The sequence below is a fragment of the Acidovorax sp. Q11 genome (assembly GCF_054950075.1).
The window spans coordinates 171,367-196,421 of the sequence record NZ_JBUDZG010000001.1 but is presented as its reverse complement, the minus strand read 5'-3'; the positions used below and the strand labels follow the sequence as shown (position 1 = coordinate 196,421).

Below are 25,055 nucleotides of genomic sequence, written 5' to 3'. Positions count from 1 at the left end.
GTTTAATCCGGGGCCATGAGTTCCGGTGCCCCTTCCATCATTCCCGCCTCCCAGCGCACGGCCCGCAGCGACGGCGAAGACACGCGCGCACGCCTGCTGCAGGCCGCGTTGCAGCTCTTTTCTGAAAAGGGCTTTGCCCAGACCTCCGTGCGGGCCATCGCCCAGGCGGCGGGCACCAATGTGGCGGCCATTGCCTACCACTTCGGCGACAAGGCCCAGCTCTACACCGCCACGTTCTATGAGCCCTTTGGCAGCGGCAGCGACCTGATCCCGGTGTTTGCCGATCCGGCGCTGGACCTGGCGGGCGCGCTGCACCACTACTTTGCAGGTTTTCTGGAGCCACTCAAGCACGATGACCTGGTGACGCAGTCGCTGCGCCTGCATGTGCGCGAGCTGCTCGACCCCACCCATGTCTGGCCCGAACTCATCGAACGCGAGTGCCGCGCCCCCCACATGGCACTCATCCAGGTCCTTTGCCGACACATGGGTGTCTCGGTGGTGGACGACGATATGCACCGCCTCGCCTTCTCCCTGGCGGGTTTGATCATGCAGCTGTGGACGCAGCGCGACCCCCTGCAGGCCATTGCCCCCCAGCTGGCGACAGCGGCGGCGGTGGACCAGTGGGTGGAGCGGCTCACCGGCTATGCCCTCTGCATGGTGCAAGGGGAAATCATCCGGCGGCAGGCCACACAAGGGCCCGCGCGCCGCGCTTCCAGGACTTCGCACAAGAAGGAATCCAACGCATGAGATTGAGCACTACCTTGCGCACCCGCCAATGGGCGTGGGCGGCCTGGGCGGCCTTGCTGCCCCTGGCGCTGGGCGCCTGCGCAACCACCGCGCCGCCCGCCCAGGTGCCTGCGGCCCCGCCCGCGGCCTGGCAGGCCCCCTTGCCACACCAGGGCTCGCTGGGCGACATGGCCCGGTGGTGGACCCAGCTGGGCGACCCGCTGCTGGTCGAGCTGATCGACGCCGCCCAGGCCGTGAGCCCGGGCATCGCCCAGGCCCAGGCACGCCTGGTGCAGGCCCGCGCCACGCAGGTCAGCAGCCGCGCCGCGCTGCTGCCGTCGCTCGATGCGCAGGCCAGCACCAGCCGGGGCTTGAACGAGCAGTTGGCACGCGTAGCCACCACGGCGCAGGCCGGGCTGCAGGCGAGCTGGGAGATCGATCTTTTTGGCGCGAACCGGGCTACCAAGACCGCCGCCGATGAGCGGCTGGCGGGCGCGCAGGCCCTGTGGCACGAGGCCCGCGTGAGCGTGGCGGCCGAGGTGGCGCTGCAGACCAGCAGCCTGCGCACCTGCCTGGCGCAGCTGCAGGTGGCCGAGCGCGATGCGCAGTCGCGCGGCGAAACCTCGCGGCTGTCGGGCCTGAGCGAGCGCGCAGGGTTTACTGCCCCCGCCACGGCGGCCCTGGCCCGCGCCAGTGCGGCCGAAGCCCAGGCCCGGGCATCGCAGCAGCGCATGCTGTGTGATGTGGACGTGAAGACCCTGGTGGCGCTCACGGGCTGGGAGGAACCCATCCTGCGCACCCGCCTGGCCACGCCCGTGGCTGCGGTGCCCGACACGCTGTTTGCGATTGCCGCGCTGCCTGCCCAGGTGCTGGCCCAGCGCCCCGACGTTTACAACGCCGAGCGCGAAGTGGCTGCCGCCAGCGCCGAAGTGGGCAGCGCACAGGCGCAGCGCTACCCGCGCCTGTCGCTCAGCGGCTCGGTGGGCAGCGCCTGGGTGCGCGCCAACGGTGTGACGACCGACCTGAACACCTGGACCATTGGCCCGCTGGCGCTGAGCGTTCCCCTGTTCGACGGCGGCCGCCGCGCTGCGGCGACCGACGCCGCACAGGCCCGCTACGACGAGGCCGCCGCGCTGTACCGCGCCAAGGTGCGCCAGGCCGTGAGCGAGGTGGAGCAGGCGCTGGTGCGGCTGCAAAGCACGGCCGAGCGCAACGCGAGCGCACGCACGGCGGCCGAGGGCTACCGCGCCTCGTTCGACGCGACCGAGGCGCGCTGGCGTGGCGGGCTGGCCAGCCTGGTGGAGCTGGAGGATGCGCGGCGCACTGCGCTCGCTGCCGAGAACGCGCTGGTTGCTTTGCAGCACGAACGCCAGACCGCCTGGATTGCGCTGTATCGCGCTGCGGGCGGAGGCTGGGACGGGCAGACGGCCGTCGCCACGGCCGCCCCCTCTGCGGCAGCCACCGCTGCACGCTGAACGAAACCCCGGGGGCCAGGCCGATCGCCGACCTCCATTTCCTGACACCGACTGGATGAACGGATAGACAACATGCCAACGCAACGCTTTCAATTTTCTGCCACCGCCTTCGCCGTGATCGCCGCCTGTGTGCTGGCCACGGGGGGCGCCCTGGTGTACTCCGGCGCATCGCGCGCAGCCGACGAACCCAAGGCGGGCCAGCCCCGCCCCGCGCTCACGGTGAGCATGGCCCAGCCGCAGCGCACCGCCGTGCCCGTGCGCCTGGCCGCCAACGGCAATGTGGCCGCGTGGCAGGAGGCCAGCATCGGCGCCGAGAGCAATGGCCTGCGCCTGACCGACGTGCGTGTGAACGTGGGCGATGTGGTCAAGGCCGGTCAGGTGCTGGCCACCTTCTCGGCCGAGACGGTGTTGGCCGATGTGGCGCAGGTGCGCGCCAGCCTGCTCGAAGCCCAGGCCAATGCGGCCGAGGCTGCCGCCAACGCCGACCGGGCCCGCGCGCTGCAGGCCACGGGCGCATTGAGCCAACAGCAGATCCAGCAGTTCACCACGGCAGAGAAGACGGCCCAGGCGCGGGTGGAGGCGGCCCAGGCCACGCTCAACGCGCAGCAGCTGCGGCTGAAATACACCCAGGTGGTGGCGCCCGACAGCGGCGTGATCTCGGCCCGCACGGCCACCGTGGGCGCGGTGGTGGGTGCGGGCACCGAGCTGTTCCGCATGGTGCGCAAGGGCCGCCTCGAATGGCGCGCAGAAGTCACCTCCACCGAGCTGCGCCGCATTGCGCCCGGCGCCAAGGTCAGCGTGACGGCGGCCAGCGGCACCACGGCCGAAGGCACGGTGCGCATGGTCGCGCCCACGGTGGACCCGCAGACGCGCAACGCGCTGGTGTATGTGGACCTGCCCGCCAACGCCGACTTCCGGGCGGGCATGTTTGCGCGTGGCGAATTTGCGCTGGGCAACAGCGATGCGCTCACCGTGCCGCAGGAGGCGCTGGTCGTGCGCGATGGCTTCTCGTACGTGTTTGTGGTGGGGGCCGACCAGCGCGTGCAGCAGCGCAAGGTGCAGGCAGGCCGCCGCGTGGCCGACCGCGTGGAGGTGCTCACGGGCCTGGACGCCAATGCCTCGGTGGCTGTGCGGGGCGCCGGGTTCCTCAACGACGGCGACCTGGTGCGTGTGGCCGCAGCCCCCGCAGTCCCAGCCGCGGCCGTGCAGACCTCAGCGGTTGGAGATTCAAAGCAAAAACAGCCTTCACCGCGCGACGGTAAAGCGCTGAATGCTATCAATTGAGGAGCAATCGGATGAATGTATCCACCTGGTCCATCAAGAACCCGATACCGGCGCTGATGCTGTTTGTGCTGCTGACCTTCGGCGGCCTGCTGTCCTTCAACGCCATGAAGGTGCAGAACTTCCCGGACATCGACCTGCCCACGATCTCGGTGACCGTGGCGCTGCCGGGTGCCTCACCCGCGCAGCTCGAAAACGATGTGGCGCGCAAGATCGAGAACAGCATCGCCACGCTGCAGGGCCTCAAGCACATTTACACCAAGGTGCAGGATGGCGGGGCCACCATCACCGCCGAGTTCCGCCTGGAAAAACCCACGCAGGAGGCGCTGGACGATGTGCGCTCGGCCGTGGCCCGCGTGCGCGGCGAGCTGCCCGGTGATGTGCGCGACCCCATCGTGACCAAGATGGATCTGGCCGCCCAGCCCGTGCTGGCGTTCACCATTGCTTCGACCCGCATGGACGACGAGGCGCTGTCGTGGTTTGTGGACGATGCCGTGGCCAAGAAGCTGCTCACCGTGCGCGGCGTGGGCGCGGTCACCCGCGTGGGCGGCGTGCAGCGCGAGGTGCATGTGGCGCTGGACCCGGTCAAGCTGCAGGCCCTGGGCGCCACGGCGGCCGATGTGTCGCGACAGCTGCGCCAGGTGCAGACCGAAAGCGCTGGGGGGCGCACCGACCTGGGCGGCAGCGAGCAGCCCGTGCGCACGCTGGCCACCGTGCAGTCGGCGCAGGAGCTGGCGGGCCTCACGCTCGCGCTGTCCGACGGGCGGCATGTCCGCCTGGACCAGGTGGCCACGGTGTCCGACACCATTGCCGAGCCCCGTGCCATGGCCCTGCTGAACGGCAAGCCGGTGGTGGGCTTCGAGGTGGCGCGCAGCAAGGGCGCGAGCGAGGTCGAGGTGGGTGCCGCCGTGCAGGTGGCCCTGCAGGAGATGCGCGCCCAGCACCCCGACCTGGAGATCACCGAGGCCTTCAACTTTGTGCTGCCGGTGCAGGAGGAATACGACGGCTCCATGCACCTGCTGTACGAGGGCGCGCTGCTGGCTGTGCTGGTGGTGTGGCTGTTTCTGCGCGACTGGCGCGCGACCTTTGTCTCGGCCGTGGCGCTGCCGCTGTCGGTGATCCCGGCGTTCATCGGCATGTACTGGCTGGGCTTTTCCATCAACGTGATCACGCTGCTGGCCATGTCGCTGGTGGTGGGCATCCTGGTGGACGATGCGATCGTGGAGGTCGAGAACATCGTGCGCCACCTGCGCATGGGCAAGACGCCCTACCAGGCGGCCATGGAAGCCGCCGATGAAATTGGCCTGGCCGTGGTGGCCACCACCTTCACGCTGATCGCGGTGTTTTTGCCCACCGCCTTCATGAGCGGCATCGCGGGCAAGTTCTTCAAGCAGTTTGGCTGGACGGCGTCGCTGGCGGTGTTTGCCAGCCTGGTGGTGGCGCGCGTGCTCACGCCCATGATGGCGGCCTACATCCTCAAGCCCATCGTGGACGAGCACAAGGACCCGCGCTGGATGACGGTGTACCTGCGCTGGGCGGCCTGGTGCATCAAACACCGCTGGATCACCTTCATTGGCACGGCGGCGTTTTTCATCGGCTCGCTGGCGCTGATCCCGCTCCTGCCCACGGGCTTCATCCCGCCCGACGACAACTCGCAGACCCAGGTCTATCTGGAGCTGCCCCCCGGCGCCACGCTGTCACAGACCCGCGCAGCGGCCGAGGATGCGCGCGAGCGCATCGCCCGGGTGGACCATGTGAAGAGTGTCTACACCACCATTGGCGGCGGCACGGCAGGGGGCGACCCGTTCATGGGCAGTTCCAATGCCGAGACGCGCAAGGCCACGCTCACCATCCTGCTGGCCGAGCGGGGCGACCGCCCGCGCAAGCAGGGCATTGAGAACCAGATCCGTGCCGCGCTGGAGACCCTGCCGGGCGTGCGCAGCAAGGTGGGCCTGGGCGGCTCGGGCGAGAAGTATGTGCTGGTGCTCACCGGCGATGACCCGCAGGCGCTGACCACGGCCGCGCTGGCGGTCGAGAAGGATCTGCGCACCATTCCCGGCCTGGGCAGTGTGTCGTCCACCGCCAGCCTGGTGCGCTCCGAGATCGCCGTGCGCCCCGACTTCGCACGCGCCGCCGACCTGGGTGTGACCAGCAGCGCCATTGCCGAGACGCTGCGCATCGCCACCGTCGGCGACTACGACGTGTCGCTGCCCAAGCTCAACCTGGCCTCGCGCCAGGTGCCCATCGTGGTCAAGCTGCAGGACGATGCGCGCAAGGACCTTGCGCTGCTGGAGCGCCTGCCGGTGCAGGGCAGCAAGGGCCCGGTCATGCTGGGCCAGGTGGCCACGCTGGAGTTCAGCGGCGGCCCGGCCGTGGTGGACCGCTATGACCGCGCGCGCAACGTGAACTTCGAGATCGAACTCTCGGGCCAGCCCCTGGGTGATGTGACCAAGGCCGTCGCGGCCCTGCCCTCCATCCAGAACCTGCCGCCGGGCGTGCGCCAGATCACCATTGGCGATGCGGAGATGATGGGCGAGCTGTTTGCGAGCTTTGGCCTGGCCATGCTCACCGGCGTGCTGTGCATCTACATCGTGCTGGTGCTGCTGTTCAAGGACTTCCTGCACCCGGTCACCATCCTGGCGGCGCTGCCGCTGTCGCTGGGGGGCGCGTTTGTGGGCCTGCTGGTGGCGCAAAAGAGCTTTTCGATGCCCTCGCTCATCGGGCTCATCATGCTCATGGGCATTGCCACCAAGAACTCCATCCTGCTGGTGGAATACGCCATCCTGGCGCGGCGCGAGCATGGCATGACGCGCTTTGAGGCGCTCATCGACGCCTGCCACAAGCGTGCGCGGCCCATCATCATGACCACGCTGGCCATGGGCGCGGGCATGTTGCCCATCGCCATCGGTTTTGGCGCGGCAGACGCCAGCTTCCGCTCGCCCATGGCGGTGGCGGTGATCGGGGGGCTCATCACCTCCACGCTGCTGAGCCTGCTGGTGATTCCGCCGGTGTTCACCAGCGTGGACGACCTGGGCCAGTGGTTCGGGCGCATGCTGCGCCGGTTGCGGGGGCTGCAACCGGTGCGTGCGCAGGCGGTGTCGCCCACCCCGGAGACGCCCCCTGCCACTCAATGAGAGCGGGTGCTTACATTTTTGGGGATTTCCTTTGGCAGAAAAGCCGGGAAATCACCCGGTAGGCCATGGCTTTGGCGGGTGGGGAAGCGTTAGATAATGTAACGAGCACCATGAACCTCGTCAGCCTCAACATCGAATCCATCCAGCTCGGCCACCCGCTGCCTTTTGTGCTGCGGGGCTCCGATGGCGTCCTGCTGGCCCAGAAAGGCTATGTGATCCGCACCCGCGAGGAACTGGCCAAGATGGTGGCCCGGGGGCGGCAGCTGTGTGTGGACACCGACGAGTCGGGCGAGAGCCACCGCGCCTACCTGGCCCAGCTGCAGCGCATGCTGATGGCCGACACCAACCTGGGCGAGATCGCCTCGATGAAGATGAAGGCCGCCGAGGAGTCCGCGAGCCGGGACCGCGCCGCTGCGGCCCGGGCGCAGGCGGACTGGCCCGAGCTGCAACTGCGCGCCACCCAGCTGCTGCGTTCCCCTTCGCCCAGTGATTTCAGCGGGCGCTTCCAGGCGCTGCACGACGAGCTGGTACGCCACTGCGAACAGACGCCCGACGCCACCCTGCTGGCGCTGATCTACCTGTCGGCCCAGGAAACCCGCATGTACAGCGCCACGCATTCGATGCTGGTGAGCTGCGTGTGCATGGTGGTGGCGCGTGAGATGCTGCGCTGGCCCGCAGGCCGGGTGCAGCAGGTGGGGCATGCCGCCCTCAGCATGAACATCGCCATGACCGAGCTGCAGGACCAGCTGGCCCAGCAGACCCACCCGCTGACCGCTGCCCAGATCGCCGCCGTGGAAAACCACGCCGCGCGCTCCGAGGCACTGCTGCGCCACCTGGGCGTGGCCGACCCCGTGTGGCTGGAGGCCGTGCGTTGCCACCACCACCGTACGCCCGGGCCGCTCGATAAAAAGACCGAAGCCCAGCAAATGGCGCGCCTGGTGCAGCGCGCTGACATCTTCGGCGCCCGGCTCGCGCCCCGCGCCGCCCGCTGGCCCATGCCGGTCACGGCGGCCATGCAGGCCAGTTACTACGACGAAGAGCAGCAGGCCGACGAAGCCGGTGCGGCACTGGTCAAGACCCTGGGTGTGTACCCGCCGGGCGCCTTTGTGCGGCTGGCCAGCCGCGAGGTGGGCGTGGTCGTCCGCCGGGGCACCACGGCCACCACGCCCAAGGTGGCCGTGGTGACCAACCGCGACGGCATGCCCACCGGCGAGCCCATCCCGCGCGACACGGGCATGCCGCCCTGGAAGATCACCGGCGTGGTGGCTTTCAAGGATGTGCGGGTCAAGCTATCGCTGGACCGCTTGCTGCAGATGGTCTGACCGCTGGCTGCACCCTGGGTGTGGCCATCCGTTTCTTCCCCTCCTTCCCTTTTTCCCCTGCTCTGCCCGCCGGCCCTGCGCCTTGCGGGCATGGCCTGCGTGCGCCTGCCTGTCTGGCCCCTGGACGCACGGCGGACAGGTCCGCCCATGCCGCCATGTCGGAAATCTGAATCCAAACGCGGGGATACTGCGTATACCGCTCAGTACAAATAAAAACTCATGTGGACAAAAAATAATGAAGCGGTTAAATTGCCTCCATCGCCCGCCTGCTGCACACCACACCATGAACACACCGTCTCGCTGCTTCTCTCTGGCCGCCCTGCTGGCGGCGGGGCTGTTGCTATCGCCCGCCGCCCAGTCGGCCGATGCGCCCGCCAATTGCCCGGCCACGTTGCAGCACAGCTTTCCGCGTCTGCAGGACGAAAAGCCCCAGTCGCTGTGCCAGTACAGCGGAAAAGTGGTGCTGGTGGTCAACACGGCCAGCTTCTGTGGCTTTACCGGCCAGTACAAGGGGCTGGAAGAGCTGTATGCGCGCTACAAGGACAAGGGCCTGGTGGTGCTGGGCTTCCCGTCCAACGACTTTGCCCAGGAAAAAGGCAGCAACAAGGAAATCGCGGACTTCTGCGAAAACACCTTCGGGGTGAAGTTCCCGATGTTCGCCAAGAGCAGTGTGAAAGGCCCCGAGGCCTCGCCGCTGTTCCAGCAGCTGGCGCAGCTGTCGGGCACGGCTCCGCGCTGGAACTTCCACAAGTACCTGCTGGGTCGCGACGGCCAGATGGTGGACAACTATTCCAGCCTGACCGGCCCCGACAACAAGGGCCTGGTGCGTGCCATCGAGCAGCAACTGGCTCGGCCCGTCCCCCGGTGAGCGCCATGGCTTCTTTACGTTTCTTTAAAAAAAATCCGGGCGGGTTCTGGAACTTCGCGGAAATGGCACCACTCTATCCATTGCGCAAGACGATTGCGCGGCGTACAGTTTTAACGTTGCGAAGCCTTTCGGGCCCCTGGGTTCCGACTGACCTCCTGGAGCGCTTCTCCTCCCTCCCTCTCTTATTCGTTTCGGGACGCTTCGCAACCTTTTTATTCCAGGCGCCGGCCAGAGGGGGCCGGCCATGAAAATCGCCATCATTGGCTCCGGCATCTCCGGGCTTTCCGTCGCGCACCAGCTGCGCGGCCAGGCGGACATCACGCTGTTTGAGGCGGGCGACTACTTCGGCGGCCACACCCACACCGTCGATGTCACCCTGCCCGATGCGTCAGGCACCCCGGTCACACACGGCGTGGACACCGGCTTTCTGGTGTTCAACGAGCGCACCTATCCCCACCTGATCCGCCTGCTGGCCGAGCTGGGCGTGGAGACCGCCAAGTCGGACATGTCGTTCTCGGTGCAGGTGCCCGCAGCCTTGGGCGGTGGCCGCGCGCTGGAGTGGAGCGGCACCAACCTCAGCACCGTGTTTGCCCAGCGCTCCAACCTGGTCAACCCGCGCTTTCTGGGCATGCTGCGCGACCTGCTGCGCTTCAACAAGCTCTGCACGCGCATTGCCGAAAAGCAGGCCGAGGCCGCGCTGATGCAGCCCCTGGGAGACTTCTTGCGCGAGCACCGCTTTGGCGACGCCTTCCGTGACTGGTATTTCTTGCCCATGCTGGGCTGCATCTGGAGCTGCCCCACCGACCAGATGCTGAAGTTCCCCGTGGCCACCATGATCCGGTTCTGCCACAACCATGGCCTCATCCAGGTGAGCAACCGCCCACAGTGGTGGACGGTGTCCGGTGGTGCGCGCCACTACGTGGACAAGATCGCGGCGGGCATTGCCGACAAGCGCCTGAACACCCCCGTGCGCCGCATCGAGCGCGATGCTGCCGGGGTGCGCGTGATGACTGCTGACCACACCGAACACTTTGACAAGGTGGTGCTGGCCACACATTCCGACCAGTCGCTCGCCCTGCTGGTCCAGCCCACCACCCAGGAGCGCGCCGTGCTCGGCGCCGTCCGCTACCAGGCCAACCGCGCTGTGCTGCACACCGATACGTCCGTGCTGCCAGAGCGCCGCGCCGCCTGGGCCGCGTGGAACTACGAACGTGCCCCGCAGCGCAGCCGCGAGTCGGCCCGCGTGTGCCTGCACTACCTCATCAACCAGCTGCAGCCCGTGCCGTTTGCCCAGCCTGTGGTGGTGTCGCTCAACCCGGTGCGCGACATTGCACCCGAACAAGTGATCGGCAGCTACGAATACGCACACCCAGTGTTCGACATGGCCGCCATCCGCGCGCAGCAGCAGGTGGGCAAGCTGCAGGGGCAGCAGCACACCTGGTTCTGCGGCGCCTGGACGGGCTATGGCTTCCACGAAGACGGCCTCAAATCCGGTCTGGCCGTGGCCGAGCAACTGCTGGCCGCTCTGCCAGCGCCTTTGGCGGAGGCTGCGTGAGCCACGCCCCGGCCCCCCCCGCAGCGCCCCTCATCGGCTTCGGCCAGGTGCGCCACACGCGGCTGCGGCCCCGGCGGCATGCGTTTGCCTACCCCACGTTCTTCCTGATGCTGCCCATGCGCAACCTGCCCGGCCTGGGCAGCGCGCTGGCCGTGAACCGGCGTGGCGCCATCAGCTTCCATGACGTGGACCACGGCGACGGCCGCAGTGCCGCGCAGGGTGGTGCGCTGGCCTGGCTCGATGAGCTGCTGCGCACCGAAGGCGTCACCGACGCCACGGGCGAGGTCTGGTTGCACTGCTATCCGCGCGTGCTGGGCTACACCTTCAAGCCCGTGAGCTTCTGGTACTGCCACCGTGCCGACGGCCACCTGCGCGCCATCGTGGTGGAGGTGAACAACACCTTCGGCGAGCGCCACTGCTACCTGCTCGATGCCCCGCAGTACGGCGTGGAACAGCAGGCGCGCAAGGTGTTCCATGTCTCGCCGTTCTGTGCGGTGAACGGGGGCTACCGGTTCCGCTTCATGCGCACCGAGGCGGGGGCACAGGACGCGGGCCGCACCGTGGTGCGCATCGACCACGACGACGACACCGGCCCGCTCATCCAGACCAGCGTGAGCGGCACCCTGCAGGCCATCACGCCCCAGACCCTGCGCCAGGCGCTGTGGGGCTACCCCGCCATGACGCTGGCCATCATTGCCCGCATCCACTGGCACGCGCTGCAGCTGTGGCTCAAGCGCGTGCGTTTTCACCGCAAGCCCGAGGCGCCTGCATCCATCGTGACCCGCTGAATTCCATGACGAACGAGAACGCCGCCATGAACTCCACCACCGCCCCCCGCACCGCCCTGGCCCTGCCCGCAGGCACCCCGGCTGCCGCCCGCACGGCGCTCAAGCTGCTGCAGCGCCTGCAGCATGGCCACCTCACGGTGCAGCTGCCCGACGGCACCTTGCAGCATTTCGGGCATGGCAACGGCCCCTCGGCCGCGATCACGCTCAAGAACTGGAACGTGTGCAGCGCCGCGCTCAAGTCCGGCGACATCGGCTTTGCCGAGAGCTACATCGCAGGCGACTGGACCACGCCGCACCTCACCGACCTGCTCAAGCTCTTCATCGCCAACCGCCAGCAGGTGGAAGGCGTGATCTACGGCACCTGGGCGGGCCGCCTGCTGTACCGCATCAACCACCTGCTCAACCGCAACACCCGAGCCAACAGCCAGAAGAACATCCATGCCCACTACGACCTGGGCAACGCGTTCTACGAACTCTGGCTGGACGACACGATGAACTATTCGTCCGCCTGGTTCGAGGGCGATGCGGGCGGCGACATGCGCAAGGCCCAGCACGCCAAGGTGCGCCGCGCGCTGCGCATGGCGGGGGTTGAGCCGGGTTCCCGGGTGCTGGAGATCGGCTGCGGCTGGGGCGCGTTGGCCGAGATGGCGACGGTCGAATTTGGTGCGAATCTGACGGGTGTGACGCTCTCCACCGAGCAGCTCGCGTTTGCACAACAGCGCATGGTGCAGCAGGGCGTGGCGCCATACGCCGACCTGCGCCTGCAGGACTACCGCGACATCCAGGACGGCCCGTACGACGCGATCTGCTCCATCGAGATGGTCGAGGCCGTGGGCCGCGAGTACTGGCCCACCTACTTCCAGTCGGTGCACCGGCTGCTCAAGCCCGGTGGCAAGGCCTGCATCCAGAGCATCGTGATCGACGACAGCCTGTTCGAGCGCTACATCAGCTCCACGGACTTCATCCAGCAGTACATCTTCCCGGGTGGCTGCCTGCCGTGTCCGCGCGAATTCCGCCGCGAGGCCGAGGCGGCAGGCCTGCGTGTGGTGGACGAATTTGCATTTGGCCAGGACTACGCCGAAACCCTCAAACGCTGGCGCGAGCGTTTCCTGGCGCAGCGCGCGCAGATCCTGCAGCTGGGGTTTGACGAGCGTTTCATGCACATCTGGGAGTTCTACCTCGCCTACTGCGAGGCCGCGTTTGCGATGCGGAACATCGACCTGGTGCAGTACACGCTGGTGAAAGCATGAGTGCTATAAAAAACATAGCTATCAGCGCTTTACTAGCGGGCGCAGGAGCCGTTTTTTTCTCAAATTTTGCAATGGCACAGGGGGCCGAAGGGGTGGCGAGCGTGTCGCTAGCCGCCAGCACACCGCTGGAAGGCGCGCGCCTGGTGGGGCAAGGCACCATGCGTTTCCTGGGGTTTGAGGTGTACCGCGCGCGCCTGTGGGCCCAGCCCGGTTTTGATGCCGACCAGTACACCGCCCACCCGCTGGCGCTGGAGCTGACCTACCAGCGCAACTTCACGGCCGAGGCGATTGCCAAACGCTCCATCGAAGAGATGCGCCGTGTGGGCCGATTCACGCCGCAGCAGGCCACCCGCTGGCAGCAGGCGCTGCAGGCGGCCTTGCCGGATGTGAAACCCGGCGACCGCCTGCTGGGCCTGTACCAGCCCGGCGCCGGCGCCGTCTTCAAGATGGGCGGCCGCGTGGTGGGCGAGGTGCCCGACGCCGAGTTCTCGCGCCTGTTCTTTGGCATCTGGCTGTCGCCCCAGACCTCCGAGCCCGGGCTGCGGCAAGAGTTGATTGCGGCCACCCGCACCGCAGGCCAAGGGCAGCCATGACCACCACCATGCCCATGCGCGCCGGCCACGGCCTGGCCTATGGGCTGTTGGGCCTGCCCCTGGCGTTTGTGGCGCTGCCGCTGTATGTGCTGCTGCCTAACCACTACGCGCGCGAATTTGGCATGCCGCTGGCCACGCTGGGCGCTGTGCTGCTGGCCGCGCGGCTGTTCGATGCGTTCACCGACCCGCTGCTGGGCCGCCTGGCCGACCACCTGTTTGGCCGCTCGGTGCGCGCCGTGCTGGCGGTGGGCGCGGTGTCGGCGGCGGTGCTGGCACTGGGGCTGACCAGCCTGTTCTTTCCGCTGGTGCGCGGTGCCGATGCGCTCGTGGCCTGGGCGCTGGCGGCGCTGCTCATCACCTACGTAGCCTACAGCCAGCTCAGCATTGCGCACCAGTCCTGGGGTGCGCGCCTGGGTGGCGATGAATTGCAGCGCGGCCGCATCGTGGCCTGGCGCGAAGGTGCCGCACTGGTGGGCGTGGTGCTGGCCTCGGTGCTGCCTGCGCTGCTGGGCCTGCCGGTGATGCTCAGTGTGTTTGCTGTCGCCCTGCTGCTGGGCTGGTGGTGCTGGGCGTTGGCCCCACGCCCGGTGCTGCAGGAAGCCGGTGTGTACCGGCCGCCGCAACGCACCAGCCTGTGGCGGCCCTGGGGGCGCCCGGCCTTTCGCCGCCTTTTGGCCGTGTTCATGCTCAACGGGATTGCCAGCGCCATCCCGGCCACGCTGGTGCTGTTCTTCATCCAGGACCGCCTGCAGGCCCCGCCCGCGCAGGAGCCGATGTTCCTCGCTGCCTATTTCGTCTGCGCGGCGCTGTCCATCCCGCTGTGGTTGCGCGCCGTGGCGCGCTGGGGCCTGGCGCGCACCTGGCTCGCGGGCATGCTGCTGGCGATTGCCGTGTTTGTGTGGACTGCGTTTCTGGGCGCGGGTGATGTGGTGCCGTTCCTCGTCGTCTGCGCGCTGTCGGGCGTGGCGCTGGGCACCGACCTGGCCCTGCCCAGCGCACTGCTGGCGGGCGTGATCGCGGCCGAGGGCGACAGTGGCCAGCACGAAGGCGCTTACTTCGGCTGGTGGAACTTTGCCACCAAGCTCAACCTGGCTTTGGCCGCAGGCCTCGCGTTGCCCCTGCTGGGCTGGTGGGGCTACACCCCCGGCACACGCAGCGAAGAAGGACTGCAGACCCTGGGCTGGGCCTATGCCGTGTTGCCCTGTCTGCTCAAGCTGCTGGCAGCGGGGGCGCTGTATTGGTTGGTGCTTCGGCCTGCGCGCGGTGCAGCCAGTGCCTGATTTTTTTAGGGATGCCCGACATGCAAAGACGCCTTCTTCTCTCCGCCGCCGTGGCTGCCCCTGTGGTCCTGGCTGGCTGCGCCAGCCAGAGCCTTGATGGCTACGCCAGCGAAAAGCCGGTGCTGGACCTGGCCCAGTATTTCAACGGCAAGATCGACGCCTACGGCATCTTCCAGGACCGCAGCGGCCAGATCGTCAAGCGCTTCACCGTGGTCATGGACTGCAGCTGGAAAGGCAACGAGGGCGTGCTCGACGAAGCCTTCACCTACTCCGACGGCACCACGCAGCGCCGCATCTGGCGTCTGACGAAGCATGCCGACGGCCGCTACACCGGCACCGCCGACGATGTGGTGGGCACGGCCAACGGCCAGACACGCGGCAACGCTTTCCGCTGGAACTACACGCTGGCCCTGCCCGTGGACGGCAAGGTCTACAACGTGGACCTGGACGACTGGATGTACCTCATCGACGACCGCGTGATGCTCAACCGCGCCACCATGAGCAAGTTCGGCGTGCGCCTGGGCGAGATCACCCTGTCCTTCACCAGTCGCGCACCATGAAACTCAACCCACCCTTGCGCGACTGGCAGGGCCACCGGGCCTGGCTCATCGGTGCCAGCAGCGGTATCGGCCGGGCCACGGCGGCGGCGTTGCATGCGCGCGGCGCGCAGGTCATCGTGTCGGCCCGCAGCGGCGATGCGCTGAACGCCTTTGCCCGGCAGCATCCCGGTAGCACGGCGCTGGCTTTCGACACGGGCGAACCCGAGCAGGTGCAGGCCGCCGCCGCGCAGGTGCTGGCAGGTGGCGCACCCGACCTGGTGTGCTACTGCGCCGGCTACTACCGCGACATGCGCGCCACCGACTTCGACCTGGCCGTGATGCTGCGCCACGAGCAGATCAACTACAACGGCGCACTGCATGTGCTGGCCGCCGTGCTGCCCGCCATGCTGGCCGCCGCACAGGCGGGGCGCCCGGGGCATGTGAGCCTCATCAGCAGCGTGGCGGGGTTCCGGGGCCTGCCCAAGAGCCTGGCCTACGGGCCCACCAAGGCCGCGCTCATCAACCTGGCCGAGGCGCTGTACCTGGACCTGCACGACCTGGGGCTGGGCGTGAGCGTGATCAACCCGGGCTTTGTGGCCACGCCGCTCACGGCGGGCAACGACTTCACGATGCCCGCCCTCATCTCGCCCGAGGCAGCGGCCTGCGAGATTCTGCAAGGCTGGGCACGCGGGCAGTTCGACATCCACTTTCCCAAGCGCTTCACGCGCGTGATGAAGCTGCTGCGGCTGCTGCCGTATCGGTGGTACTTTCCAGCGGTTCGCAAATTCACCGGTCTTTGAGCTTCATGCATCCAACAGAAACTACGGCGTCCACCGAAAAGGCAGTCGCCCGCGTTGTGGCGTTCTTTGAGAACCTGTCACCCGCCGACGTGGCGACTATCGGCCAGTTCTACGCACCCCAGGCACGCTTCAAGGACCCGTTCAACGAGGTGCAGGGCGTGCACGCCATCCAGGGCATCTTTGCCCACATGTTCGAGGCACTGGAGCAGCCGCGTTTTGTGGTCACGGGCCGCGTGGTGCAGGGGCAGCAGTGCTTTTTGACCTGGGACTTCCTGTTCGCCTTCAAGGACTTCCACAAGGGCGTGACGCAGACGGTGCGCGGCGCCTCGCACCTGGTGCTGGACGAACAAGGCCTGGTGAGCTTGCACCGCGACTACTGGGACGCCGCCGAAGAACTGTACGAAAAGCTGCCCGTGGTGGGCGCGCTGATGCGCTGGCTCAAGAAACGCGCCAACAGCTGATCGTTGGCCGTTGACGCTTTGACGCGTTGGTCACGCCAGGGTCTTGATGCGCGGGTGTCCGGGCAGCGGTACGGCGCGCTGCAGCACCCCCTCAGCCAGCCACAGCGCACTGTTCCACGCGCGTTGCGCCACATAAGGCAGCGGTAGCTGCTGGTAGTCGTCGTTGAAGACCTCAAAGCTGTAGTCGCACTGGTAGCCCATGCCATCGAGCGTGCGCACCAGCTCGGCCAGCGCCTGGCTGTGCACGCCTTCGCCAGGAAACACGCGAAAGTGCCGGGCCGTGTCGATGCGCTCCTGCACCGTGCGCGTCTCCTGCCACATGAAGTCTGACAGCTGCACCAGATAGATCTTCTCGGGGTCCACATCTTCCAATGCCGAGAGCGGCGTGCTGGTGGCGAACTGGTGGTACGAGTCGATGGCCAGACCGAGGTTGGGGCAATCGGCCTGCTCCACTGCGGCCCAGGCCTGGTGCACTTCGTTGATGTGGCGGCCCCACGAGAGTCCTTCAAACGCCACGCGGATGCCGTGTGGCAGCGCCAGCAGGGCGAGCTTGCGCAGGTCGCGCGCAATCGCCTCGGCATCGGCCGTGGCGTGCGATGAGGTGGAGCTGCAGGCCAGCAGCACGGGCGCACCCAGGTCGCGTGCCATCAAGATCATCTGCTTGGCAATGTCCACCTTGTAGCTGTGCAGGTGGCCCGACAGGCCCTCGAAGTCGCGCAGCACCTGAAAGCCCGTCACGCGCAGGCCACTGTTGCGCACCGCGTCCACAGCGGCTTCGATGCCCTCAGGGTGGCCCACGATGTCGCGCGCGGCCAGCATGATCTGGCCGAAGCCGGCGGCTTTCACGGCGGCCAGCTTGGCCTCCAGTGGGCCCGCCAGGCTGATGGTGTCCATTCCGAAATCGGCGACGTTGCGTTGCATGGTGGATTGGCGCATGGGCGGTCTCCAGGCTCAGCGGGCGTCGAGCACCAGCTCGAAGCTGGGCGATGCGGTGTCGGCGCGCGTGAGGGCACCGCGCGTGCCGGTGTGCACGCCCGTGGGCGACTCGACAAACTCCACGCCGCGCGCACGCAGCGCTTGCACCGTGGCCAGCACGTCGGGTGTGCCAAAGGCCACGCGCTGCAGCAGCTCCTCGGGGTCGGCATCCAGCGCATCGACCAGCGGTTCAATCAGCTGCCAGTGCAGCGTGCCGCAGGGGCTGGCCAGGATGCGGCCATGGGTGAGCACGCCAAACGACTGGTCGGGTGCCAGCTCGGCAAAGCCGAACAACTCCGCGTAGAAGTGAATCCAGTCTGCTGCGCGGCCCAGGCCGATGTACTGCACCACGCCAAACAGGTGCAGGCCCTGCAGCGCGGGCGGGCGCGGGTTGACAGTGGGGATGGGCACAAAGTCCACGTCGTAGATCGAGAACTCTTTCCAGCGGTCCACAAAGTAGATTCGGCTCGCGCCCACGCCGTGGATGGCGGGGATGTTCAGCTCCATCACCTCGACCTCGGTGTGCACCGCCCAGGCGCCCAACTCAAGCACGCGGCGAAATGCTGCGGCTGCGTTGCCCACGCGGAAGGCGATGGCGGCCAGCACCGGTGTTTCCGTGAGTGCGGGTGGCGCATGCACGCCGGTGCGTTCGGTGTCCTGGTGCGCGTTGACGATGATGTTCATGTCACCCTGGCGGTACAGCAGCACCTCGCGCGAGCGGTGGCGCGCCACGGGCTGAAAACCCATGCGCTCCAGCGCCTGGCCCAGCGTCTGCGGGCGGCTGGTGGCGTATTCGATGAACTCGATGCCCTGCAGGCCCAGGGGGTTGGGCATGTCGCCCAGCGCTTCGCTGGTGGCCACCATCGGGGTGCTCATGGGTTCAGCTCCTTGTGTTGTCGTGCGCGGAAGGGGTCAGCTGGCGCTGCTGACCAGGCGGCGGAAATGCGCGTCCATGCGGGCGGCGTCAGGGGCCTCGCCGGTGAACAGCTCAAACGCTCCCACGGCCTGGCCCACGGCCATGCCGCCGCCGTCCGATACCCGGCAGCCCAGCGCGCGTGCGGCCTGCACCAGGGCGGTATCGAGCGGGAAATACACGACTTCGGACACCCACATGGCGGGGCGCAGCAGACCCACATCCAGCGGCAGGCCCGGCAGCTTGTCCATGCCCGTGGGCGTGGCGTGGATCAGGCCGGTGGCCTGCGCCATGGCCGATTGGATGTCGGAGGCTTCGGCACGGGCTCCGTAGAGCGCATTCACGTCGGCTGCCAACTGCGCCGCACGCTCGGGTTGCGCATCGACGATGCTCAAGTGCTCGGTGCCCAGCCGCAGCACGGCGTGCGCAATGGCGGCGCCTGCGCCACCCGCGCCCAGCAGCACCACGCGGCGCAGGTCAGCGCCGGGCAACGCGCGGGTAAAGCCCCAGGCCCAGCCCGATCCGTCGGTGTTGTGTCCCACGAGTTTTCCGCCCTGGATGACCACGGTGTTCACGGCGCCCATGGCGCGCGCTTCTTCGGACAGGCTGTCGAGGTGCGGGATCACCGCCTGCTTGCAGGGGTAGGTCACGTTGCAGCCCGCATAGCCCATGATGCGCGCCGCAGACAGCAGCGTGGGCAGATGCTCTGCCGACGAAGCAGAGCGGTCCAGGTCGATGAGCTGGTAATGCAGGCGCATGCCGTGGTGGCGTGCTTCTTCTTCGTGCAGGGCAGGCGACAGCGACTTCTGGATGCCGGCACCGATCAGCCCGATCAGCACCTTGCGGGGGCTAGTGGAAGACATGGTGGACGTGGTGGGGATGACCGGGGGATCGAGGAGCTGGGGGCTCATGGGGCGGGCGGAATGCGGGGTGGGCGCGCTGCCGGGTTGGTGGTGTGTTCACCGCACGGCAGCGCAGGGGTTGCAGCGGTTGCTTACTTGCCGCCGCGCAGTTTGGCCAGCGTGGAATAGACCTCCTGCACGGTCTCGGCGCCCACCTTCTCGCTGTGTTTTTCAACGACGGGTTTCACCTTGGCGCGCAGCTTGTCCAGCTCGGCAGGCGAGAACTCGGACACCTGCATGCCCGCCTTCTTGAGGTCGTCGAGCGCCACGTTGGCCTGCACGCGCGACACGCCGCGCTGGAAGGTGGTGGCTTCGGCCATGGCGTCATTCAGCGCCTTCTGGTCGGCGGGGTTCAGGCTGTCCCAGAACTTTTTGCTCACGAGCACGGCCTGGGGGTTGTACATGTGGCGCGTGACGGTGAGGTACTTCTGCACCTCGGCAAACCTGGACGACAGGATGGTGGAGAACGGGTTCTCCTGGCCGTCCACGGCCTTCTGTTCCATGGCGGTGTACAGCTCGGGGAAAGGCATGGGCACCGCGTTGGCACCCAGCGCGTTGAACAAGTCAATGTAGATCGGCGACTGGATCACGCGGATCTTGAGCCCTGCGATGTCTTCGGCTTTGGTGATCGGGCGCTTGCTGTTGGTGAGGTTGCGGAAACCCAGCTCCCAGTAGCCCAGGCCCACGAGGTTCTTGGCCTGCAGCTTGTCGAGCAGCTTCTTGCCGAAGGGCCCGTCGGTCACAGCATCCGCCTCCTGGGGCGTGGCGAACAGGAACGGGAAGTCGTAGATGCCGAATTCTTTGGACTGCGCGGCCAGGATGCCGGCGTTGAGCACGGTCATTTCCACCGTGCCGCCTTGCAGCGCCGACACGGTCTGCAGGTCACCCCCCAGTGTGCCGCCGGGGAAGAGCTTGACGGCGATGCGGCCGCCGGTCTTGGCGGCCACCAGGTCGGCGAATTTTTGCGCACCCTGGGCCTGTGGGTGGTCCTTCTGGTTCTGGAAAGCGAACTTGATGGTGCGCTCCTGGGCGTGCGCGGCGGGCAGCAGCGACGCGGCAACCAGGGCCGTGGCGAGCAGGGTTTTGAGCAGCTTCATGAGAATGTCTCCTTGGGGTTTTGGCGGGCAGAAAAACGCGGAAATCAGATCAGGCTGTGGGCTCAGCCCCCCAGCCAGCGCATCGGCACGGTGACGAGTGAGGGGAACATCACCAGCAGGAACATCACAACGAATTGCGCCAGCATGAAAGGCATCACGCCGCGTGTGACCTGCCCCATCGAAATGCGCCCCACACCGGCAACCACATTCAGCACGGTGCCGACGGGCGGGGTGATGAGGCCGATGGAGTTGTTGATGATGAACAGCACGCCGAAATAGACGGGGTCGATGCCAGCGGCCTTGACGACGGGCATCAGCGCGGGCGTCATGATGAGGATGGTGGGTGTCATGTCCATGGCGGTGCCGACCACCATGACCAGCAGCATGATGGCCACCAGCAGCAATGTCGGGTTGTCCATGAACGGCTGCAGCATGCCGATGACCTTGGATGGCAGGTCGGCCACGGTGATGAGCCAGGCCGACACCATGGCGGCAGCCACCAGGAACATGATCACGGCGCTGGTGCGTGCGGCTGCCTGGAAGATGCCGGCGAGCTGGCGCCACGAGAGTTCGCGGTAGACCACCATGGAGACGATCAGTGCATACATCGCGGCCACCACGGCGGCCTCGGTGGGCGTGAAGACGCCCATGCGCAGCCCGACCAGGATGATGATGGGCAGGCCCAGCGCCCAGGCGGCTTCGCGCAGGGCCAGTTTCAGCTCGGCACGCGTGGCACGCGGTGGGGGGGTGACGTTTTCGCGGCGGCCCAGCCACCACCAGGTGAGAGCCAGCGACACAGCCAGCAGCAGCCCCGGGAAGATGCCCGCGAGGAACAGCTTGCTGATGGACACGTTGGCAGCGACACCAAAAATCACAAAGCCAATGGAGGGAGGAATGATGGGGCCGATGACGCCTGCCGATGCGATCAGGCCCGCCGAGCGCTCCTTGTTGTGGCCTGCGACCACCATCATGGGCAGCAGCAGCGAGGTCAGCGCGGCGGCATCTGCCACCGCCGAGCCCGAGACGGCTGACAGGATCACCGCCGCCATGATCACCACGTAGCCCAGACCTCCGGGGATGTGGCCCACGAGTGCCAGCGCGAGCTTGACGATGCGTTTGGACAGGCCGTCCACGTTCATGATCTCGCCGGCCAGCATGAAGAAGGGCACGGCCAGCAGCGGAAAGCTGTCGGCCCCATTGATGACGTTCTGCGCCAGGATCTGGGCATCGAACAGGTCCAGGTGCCACATCAGCGCCACGCCGCTGAGCAGCAGTGCGTAGGCGATGGGAATGCCGATGGCCATGGCCAGCAGCAGGGAGCCGAGGAAGATCGCAACGGTCATGGGAGTGGTTCCAGGCAGGTGGTCGTCAGGGCTTGTTCGCGCCTGGGGTGTCGGTGGCCGCTTTTGCATCGCGCTGGATCTGCTCCAGCGCGGCGGCTTCCTCGCTCTCCTGCACCATGATCAGTTCATGGTCGGCCAGGGGAACGAACAGCGTGCGCAGCAGATCGCGCAACAGGATGGCGATGGCCGAGGCACCCATGAGCACGCCGCTGGCGTAAAAGATGCCCACGGAGGCCCCGGTGACGGGGGCTTCGGTCTCCCAGTTGATGACCGTTTGCGACCAGCTGCCCGTGAGCAGCAGCCAGGACACGTAGAGCATGGCTGCCTGCGCCAGCACAAGGCAGATTTTTTTGCCCCATGTGGGCAGGCGCAGAACCAGGGCGTCCACGCCCAGGTGGCTGTGTTCGCGCAGCGCCACCACAGCGCCCATGAAGGTCAGCCACACGAACAGCCAGCGCGAGAGTTCTTCCGACACCGTGATGCCGGAGTTCATGGTGTAGCGCAGCACCACGTTGCCAAACACCAGCACCACCATGACGGCAAGGCACAGGCCTGCCAGTGCATCCAGCAGGCGGGTGTATCCCCGCAGCACGCGGTCGGCCAGTGCGAACATGGTGTCTCCAGTCGTTGTATTGAAACGCTGGAAGAAGTTTGTACGAACTGGTTAGTATTTGATCCAGGTGCAAACCCTGCATGGTTTGTCATTGCAGGACGCAGCCATGCGGCAGGCTGGAGCGAGGACGGGTTGCCATGCCCGCATGGGCTGCAGGGGGCTGGCTGGCAAAGGCACCGGGCCAAGCCGGCCGCCGTGGTTCAGGGCCGCAGAAAACGCACGATCATCTCGATGATCGATTCACGGCGTTGCGCCGTGGCGGCAGGGGTATCGAGCGAGCGCTTGAAGATCGCACCAAAGGTGTGGCGGTTGGCCTCGTTGAAGAAGCACAGGGCCGAGATGGACATGTGCAGGTCCACCGGGTCCACGTCGGGGCGGAACACACCTGCCGCCACGCCACGCTGGTACACGTCACGCACGGCATGGATGACGGGGATGTTCAGCTCCTGGATCGTGGCCGACTTGCTGATGAACTCGCCCCGGTGCATGTTCTCGTTCATCACCAGGCGGATGAAGTCGGGGTTGGCGAGCTGGTAGTCCACCGTGAAGCCCACCAGGGTGCGCAGGGCCTGCTCGGGCGCCAGGTCTTCCAGGTGCAGTTCCGATTCGATGCGCCGGATGCGCCGGTAGGCCTCCTCCAGCACCGCCACGTACAGACCTTCCTTGCTACCGAAGTAGTAATAGATCATGCGCTTGCTGGTGCTGGTCAGTGCCGCGATCTCGTCAATGCGTGCGCCCGCCAGGCCCTTGTCGGCAAACTCCGCCGTGGCCACCTGCAGGATGTTGGCCATGGTGCGGTCCGGGTCGTTGACGCGCACGCGGTCGGCGCCCGGGGTGGCGGCGGCTTCGCGGGCGGCACGCTGCCGCGTGGCGCGCGTGCCAGGTGCTTTCGAAGGGTTTTGAACCATTTCGTTCATAAGCACCCGAGCATACGGCAAGCCCGGCACGGGGTCTTTGCCAAACCGGGGCTGCCTGCGCTGGCCGCTCAGGACGGCTTGGTATCGGCGAAGCTCGGGCGCAGCATCAGCTTGTCGAGCAGCTTGCCCAGGTTGGGGTACTCGCTGCGCCAGGCGATGTCGGGGAAGCGGAACTCCAGCCAGCCCAGTGCGCAGCCCACGGCAATGTCGGACAGGCTCAGGTGGATGCCGCTGCAATACGGCTTGTCGCCCAGGCCCTGGCTCATGGACTTGAGGCCGTCGTTCACCTTGACCAGTTGGCGGTCGATCCAGGCCTGGCTGCGTTCGCTGTCCTTGCGGTGGGCCCAGGTGGCTTCCAGGCGTGCCAGGATGGCGGCGTCCATCACGCCGTCGGCCAACGCCTCCCAGGTCTTGACCTCGGCGCGTTCGCGGCCCTGCGACGGAATCAGCTTGCCCACGGGCGACAGGGTGTCGAGGTATTCGACGATCACGCGGGAGTCAAACACCGCCTCGCCGCCTTCCATCACCAGGCAAGGCACCTTGCCCAGCGGGTTGGAGGTGGCGATGTGGGTGTCATCCGCCCAGACGTTTTCCTGCACGAACTGGTAGTCGAGCTTTTTCTCAGCCATCACGATACGTACCTTGCGCACGTAGGGGCTGGCGGTGGCTCCGATCAATTTCATGGTGTGTCTTCCAGTGCGCGGGGATGCTGAACAATTCGGGTTTGATTCTATCGACAGCGACCCGGCGTGAGGCTGACTGATGCGTGGCGCCTACACACCCCGCCTACAATTGCGCGCCATGAGCCTGTCCACCATCACCGCCCTGTCGCCGCTTGACGGCCGTTACGCCACCAAACTTGCCGCCCTGCGCCCGATCATGAGCGAGCACGGCTACATGCACCGCCGCGTGCAGGTGGAAGTGGCCTGGTTCATCGCGCTGTCGGACGCGGGTTTTGCTGAATTCAAGCCACTCACCACCGGAGCACGCGCTTACTTGCTGGGCCTGGTCAAGAACTTCTCCGAAGCCGACGCAGCAGCGATCAAGGACATCGAAAAGACCACCAACCACGACGTGAAGGCGGTCGAGTACTGGATCAAGAGCAAGTTCGAAGCCCGCCCCGAGCTGGAAAAGGCCTCCGAATTTGTGCACTTTGCGTGCACCAGCGAAGACATCAACAACACCAGCCACGCGCTGCAGCTGCGCTCGGGCCGCGACCAGGTCGTGCTGCCGGGCCTGGACCGCATCGTGCTCAAGCTGCGCGAAATGGCCCATGCCTTTGCCGACGTGCCCATGCTCAGCCGCACCCATGGCCAGACAGCCAGCCCCACCACCGTGGGCAAGGAAATGGCCAACGTAGTGATGCGCCTGCAGACGGCCTGCGAGAAGATCGCCGCCGTCAAGATCATGGGCAAGATGAACGGCGCCGTGGGCAACTACAACGCCCACCTGTCCGCCTGGCCCGAGTTTGACTGGGAAGCCTTCAGCAAGAAGGTCATCGAAACGCCCGAACCCCTGGGCCTGGGCCTGACCTTCCAGCCGTACTCGATCCAGATCGAGCCGCACGACTACATGGCCGAGCTGTTCGACGCCGTGGCGCGTGCCAATACCATCCTGATCGACTTGTCGCGCGATATCTGGGGCTATGTGAGCCTGGGCTACTTCAAGCAGCGCCTGAAGGCGGGCGAGATTGGTTCCAGCACCATGCCGCACAAGGTCAACCCCATCGACTTTGAGAACGCCGAAGGCAACCTGGGCCTGGCCAACGCGCTGCTCAAGCACCTGTCTGAAAAGCTGCCCATCAGCCGCTGGCAGCGCGACCTGACCGACAGCACCGTGCTGCGCAACATGGGCGTGGCGCTGGGTTATGCCACGCTGGCCTACGCCTCGCTGCTCACGGGCCTGAACAAGCTGGAAATCAACGAAGAGGCCCTGGCCGAAGACCTGGACGCCGCCTGGGAAGTGCTGGCCGAACCCATCCAGACGGTGATGCGCCGCTTTGGTGTGCAAGGCGCCTACGAAAAGCTCAAGGAAGTGACCCGCGGCAAGACTGTGACGGCCGAGGCGCTGCACGGGCTGATCAACTCGCTGGAAATCCCCCAGGCAGAAAAAGACCGCCTGCTGGCGATGACGCCGGGCAGCTACGTGGGCAAGGCGGCCGAGCTGGCTCGCCGGGCCTGACCCCCCGAGGCGTCGCTGCGCGCCTCACCCCAGGGGCGCAAA

At 66.9% G+C, this 25,055-nt stretch carries 23 protein-coding genes; 15 read left to right on the top strand and 8 right to left on the bottom strand.

The window, feature by feature from the left end; genetic code table 11:
- The first annotated feature begins 15 nt into the window (after window positions 1–15).
- The 14 genes from ACYZGB_RS00965 to ACYZGB_RS00900 all read left to right on the top strand — a co-directional run bounded on the left by ACYZGB_RS00965 (window position 16) and on the right by ACYZGB_RS00900 (window position 16,072).
- Window positions 16–747, top strand: a complete 732-nt coding sequence (locus tag ACYZGB_RS00965) for a TetR/AcrR family transcriptional regulator (protein ID WP_462386295.1) — start codon at window positions 16–18, stop codon at window positions 745–747.
- Complete coding sequence (locus ACYZGB_RS00960) at window positions 744–2,201, top strand: efflux transporter outer membrane subunit (protein WP_462386293.1); 1,458 nt, start codon at window positions 744–746, stop codon at window positions 2,199–2,201. The genes ACYZGB_RS00965 and ACYZGB_RS00960 overlap by 4 nt, the downstream gene beginning before the upstream one ends.
- A 72-nt stretch (window positions 2,202–2,273) precedes the next feature.
- Complete coding sequence (locus ACYZGB_RS00955) at window positions 2,274–3,485, top strand: efflux RND transporter periplasmic adaptor subunit (RefSeq protein WP_462386292.1); 1,212 nt, start codon at window positions 2,274–2,276, stop codon at window positions 3,483–3,485.
- A gap of 11 nt (window positions 3,486–3,496) precedes the next feature.
- A complete protein-coding gene (locus ACYZGB_RS00950) occupies window positions 3,497–6,616 on the top strand; it encodes an efflux RND transporter permease subunit (protein ID WP_462386291.1) in 3,120 nt (1,039 codons plus the stop codon).
- A gap of 110 nt (window positions 6,617–6,726) precedes the next feature.
- Window positions 6,727–7,938, top strand: coding sequence for an HD-GYP domain-containing protein (locus ACYZGB_RS00945; protein WP_462386290.1), 1,212 nt, complete (start codon window positions 6,727–6,729; stop codon window positions 7,936–7,938).
- A 283-nt stretch (window positions 7,939–8,221) separates the two neighbouring features.
- Complete coding sequence (locus ACYZGB_RS00940; RefSeq protein ID WP_462386288.1) at window positions 8,222–8,806, top strand: glutathione peroxidase; 585 nt, start codon at window positions 8,222–8,224, stop codon at window positions 8,804–8,806.
- A 244-nt stretch (window positions 8,807–9,050) separates the two neighbouring features.
- Window positions 9,051–10,361 carry an NAD(P)/FAD-dependent oxidoreductase gene (locus tag ACYZGB_RS00935; RefSeq protein WP_462386287.1) on the top strand — a complete coding sequence of 437 codons (1,311 nt, stop codon included), beginning with the start codon at window positions 9,051–9,053 and terminating at the stop codon, window positions 10,359–10,361.
- On the top strand, window positions 10,358–11,149 hold the full coding sequence (locus tag ACYZGB_RS00930; RefSeq protein ID WP_462386285.1) for a DUF1365 domain-containing protein: 792 nt from the start codon (window positions 10,358–10,360) through the stop codon (window positions 11,147–11,149). Before ACYZGB_RS00935 ends, ACYZGB_RS00930 begins: the two co-directional genes overlap by 4 nt.
- 26 nt (window positions 11,150–11,175) lie before the next feature.
- Entirely contained in the window at window positions 11,176–12,399 is a 1,224-nt protein-coding gene (locus ACYZGB_RS00925; RefSeq protein ID WP_462386610.1) for a class I SAM-dependent methyltransferase, read from the top strand.
- Window positions 12,400–12,470: 71 nt separating this feature from the next.
- Window positions 12,471–12,992 (top strand): chalcone isomerase family protein, encoded by a 522-nt coding sequence (locus ACYZGB_RS00920; protein WP_462386283.1) that lies wholly within the window; start codon window positions 12,471–12,473, stop codon window positions 12,990–12,992.
- Window positions 12,989–14,272: an MFS transporter gene (locus ACYZGB_RS00915; protein WP_462386281.1), complete on the top strand. Its 1,284-nt coding sequence runs from the start codon at window positions 12,989–12,991 to the stop codon at window positions 14,270–14,272. Before ACYZGB_RS00920 ends, ACYZGB_RS00915 begins: the two co-directional genes overlap by 4 nt.
- A gap of 20 nt (window positions 14,273–14,292) precedes the next feature.
- Window positions 14,293–14,832 (top strand): DUF3833 domain-containing protein, encoded by a 540-nt coding sequence (locus tag ACYZGB_RS00910; RefSeq protein ID WP_462386279.1) that lies wholly within the window; start codon window positions 14,293–14,295, stop codon window positions 14,830–14,832.
- Window positions 14,829–15,611, top strand: coding sequence for an SDR family NAD(P)-dependent oxidoreductase (locus ACYZGB_RS00905; protein WP_462386278.1), 783 nt, complete (start codon window positions 14,829–14,831; stop codon window positions 15,609–15,611). The genes ACYZGB_RS00910 and ACYZGB_RS00905 overlap by 4 nt, the downstream gene beginning before the upstream one ends.
- A 5-nt stretch (window positions 15,612–15,616) precedes the next feature.
- The gene (locus tag ACYZGB_RS00900; RefSeq protein WP_462386276.1) at window positions 15,617–16,072 is read left to right on the top strand and encodes a nuclear transport factor 2 family protein; all 456 of its coding nucleotides are present in this window, start codon (window positions 15,617–15,619) and stop codon (window positions 16,070–16,072) included.
- A 30-nt stretch (window positions 16,073–16,102) separates the two neighbouring features.
- On the opposite strand, the gene ACYZGB_RS00895 is transcribed toward ACYZGB_RS00900, so the two are convergent.
- The 8 genes from ACYZGB_RS00895 to ACYZGB_RS00860 form a co-directional block, all read right to left on the bottom strand.
- On the bottom strand, window positions 16,103–17,008 hold the full coding sequence (locus tag ACYZGB_RS00895; RefSeq protein WP_462386274.1) for a sugar phosphate isomerase/epimerase family protein: 906 nt from the start codon (window positions 17,006–17,008) through the stop codon (window positions 16,103–16,105).
- A 15-nt stretch (window positions 17,009–17,023) separates the two neighbouring features.
- Window positions 17,024–17,923 (bottom strand): VOC family protein, encoded by a 900-nt coding sequence (locus ACYZGB_RS00890; RefSeq protein WP_462386272.1) that lies wholly within the window; start codon window positions 17,921–17,923, stop codon window positions 17,024–17,026.
- Window positions 17,924–17,959: 36 nt separating this feature from the next.
- Window positions 17,960–18,871, bottom strand: coding sequence for a shikimate dehydrogenase (locus ACYZGB_RS00885; protein WP_462386270.1), 912 nt, complete (start codon window positions 18,869–18,871; stop codon window positions 17,960–17,962).
- An 83-nt stretch (window positions 18,872–18,954) separates the two neighbouring features.
- Window positions 18,955–19,959 carry a TRAP transporter substrate-binding protein gene (locus tag ACYZGB_RS00880; protein ID WP_462386268.1) on the bottom strand — a complete coding sequence of 335 codons (1,005 nt, stop codon included), beginning with the start codon at window positions 19,957–19,959 and terminating at the stop codon, window positions 18,955–18,957.
- A 62-nt stretch (window positions 19,960–20,021) separates the two neighbouring features.
- Window positions 20,022–21,302 carry a TRAP transporter large permease gene (locus ACYZGB_RS00875; protein ID WP_462386266.1) on the bottom strand — a complete coding sequence of 427 codons (1,281 nt, stop codon included), beginning with the start codon at window positions 21,300–21,302 and terminating at the stop codon, window positions 20,022–20,024.
- Between the two features lie 25 nt (window positions 21,303–21,327).
- Window positions 21,328–21,915, bottom strand: coding sequence for a TRAP transporter small permease (locus ACYZGB_RS00870; protein ID WP_462386265.1), 588 nt, complete (start codon window positions 21,913–21,915; stop codon window positions 21,328–21,330).
- Window positions 21,916–22,115: 200 nt separating this feature from the next.
- A complete protein-coding gene (locus tag ACYZGB_RS00865; protein WP_462386263.1) occupies window positions 22,116–22,832 on the bottom strand; it encodes a TetR/AcrR family transcriptional regulator in 717 nt (238 codons plus the stop codon).
- Between the two features lie 68 nt (window positions 22,833–22,900).
- Window positions 22,901–23,515 carry a glutathione S-transferase N-terminal domain-containing protein gene (locus ACYZGB_RS00860; RefSeq protein WP_462386261.1) on the bottom strand — a complete coding sequence of 205 codons (615 nt, stop codon included), beginning with the start codon at window positions 23,513–23,515 and terminating at the stop codon, window positions 22,901–22,903.
- A gap of 118 nt (window positions 23,516–23,633) precedes the next feature.
- Between ACYZGB_RS00860 and purB the strand changes: the two genes are divergently transcribed.
- On the top strand, window positions 23,634–25,013 hold the full coding sequence (gene purB / locus ACYZGB_RS00855; RefSeq protein ID WP_462386260.1) for an adenylosuccinate lyase: 1,380 nt from the start codon (window positions 23,634–23,636) through the stop codon (window positions 25,011–25,013).
- Window positions 25,014–25,055: the final 42 nt, after the last annotated feature.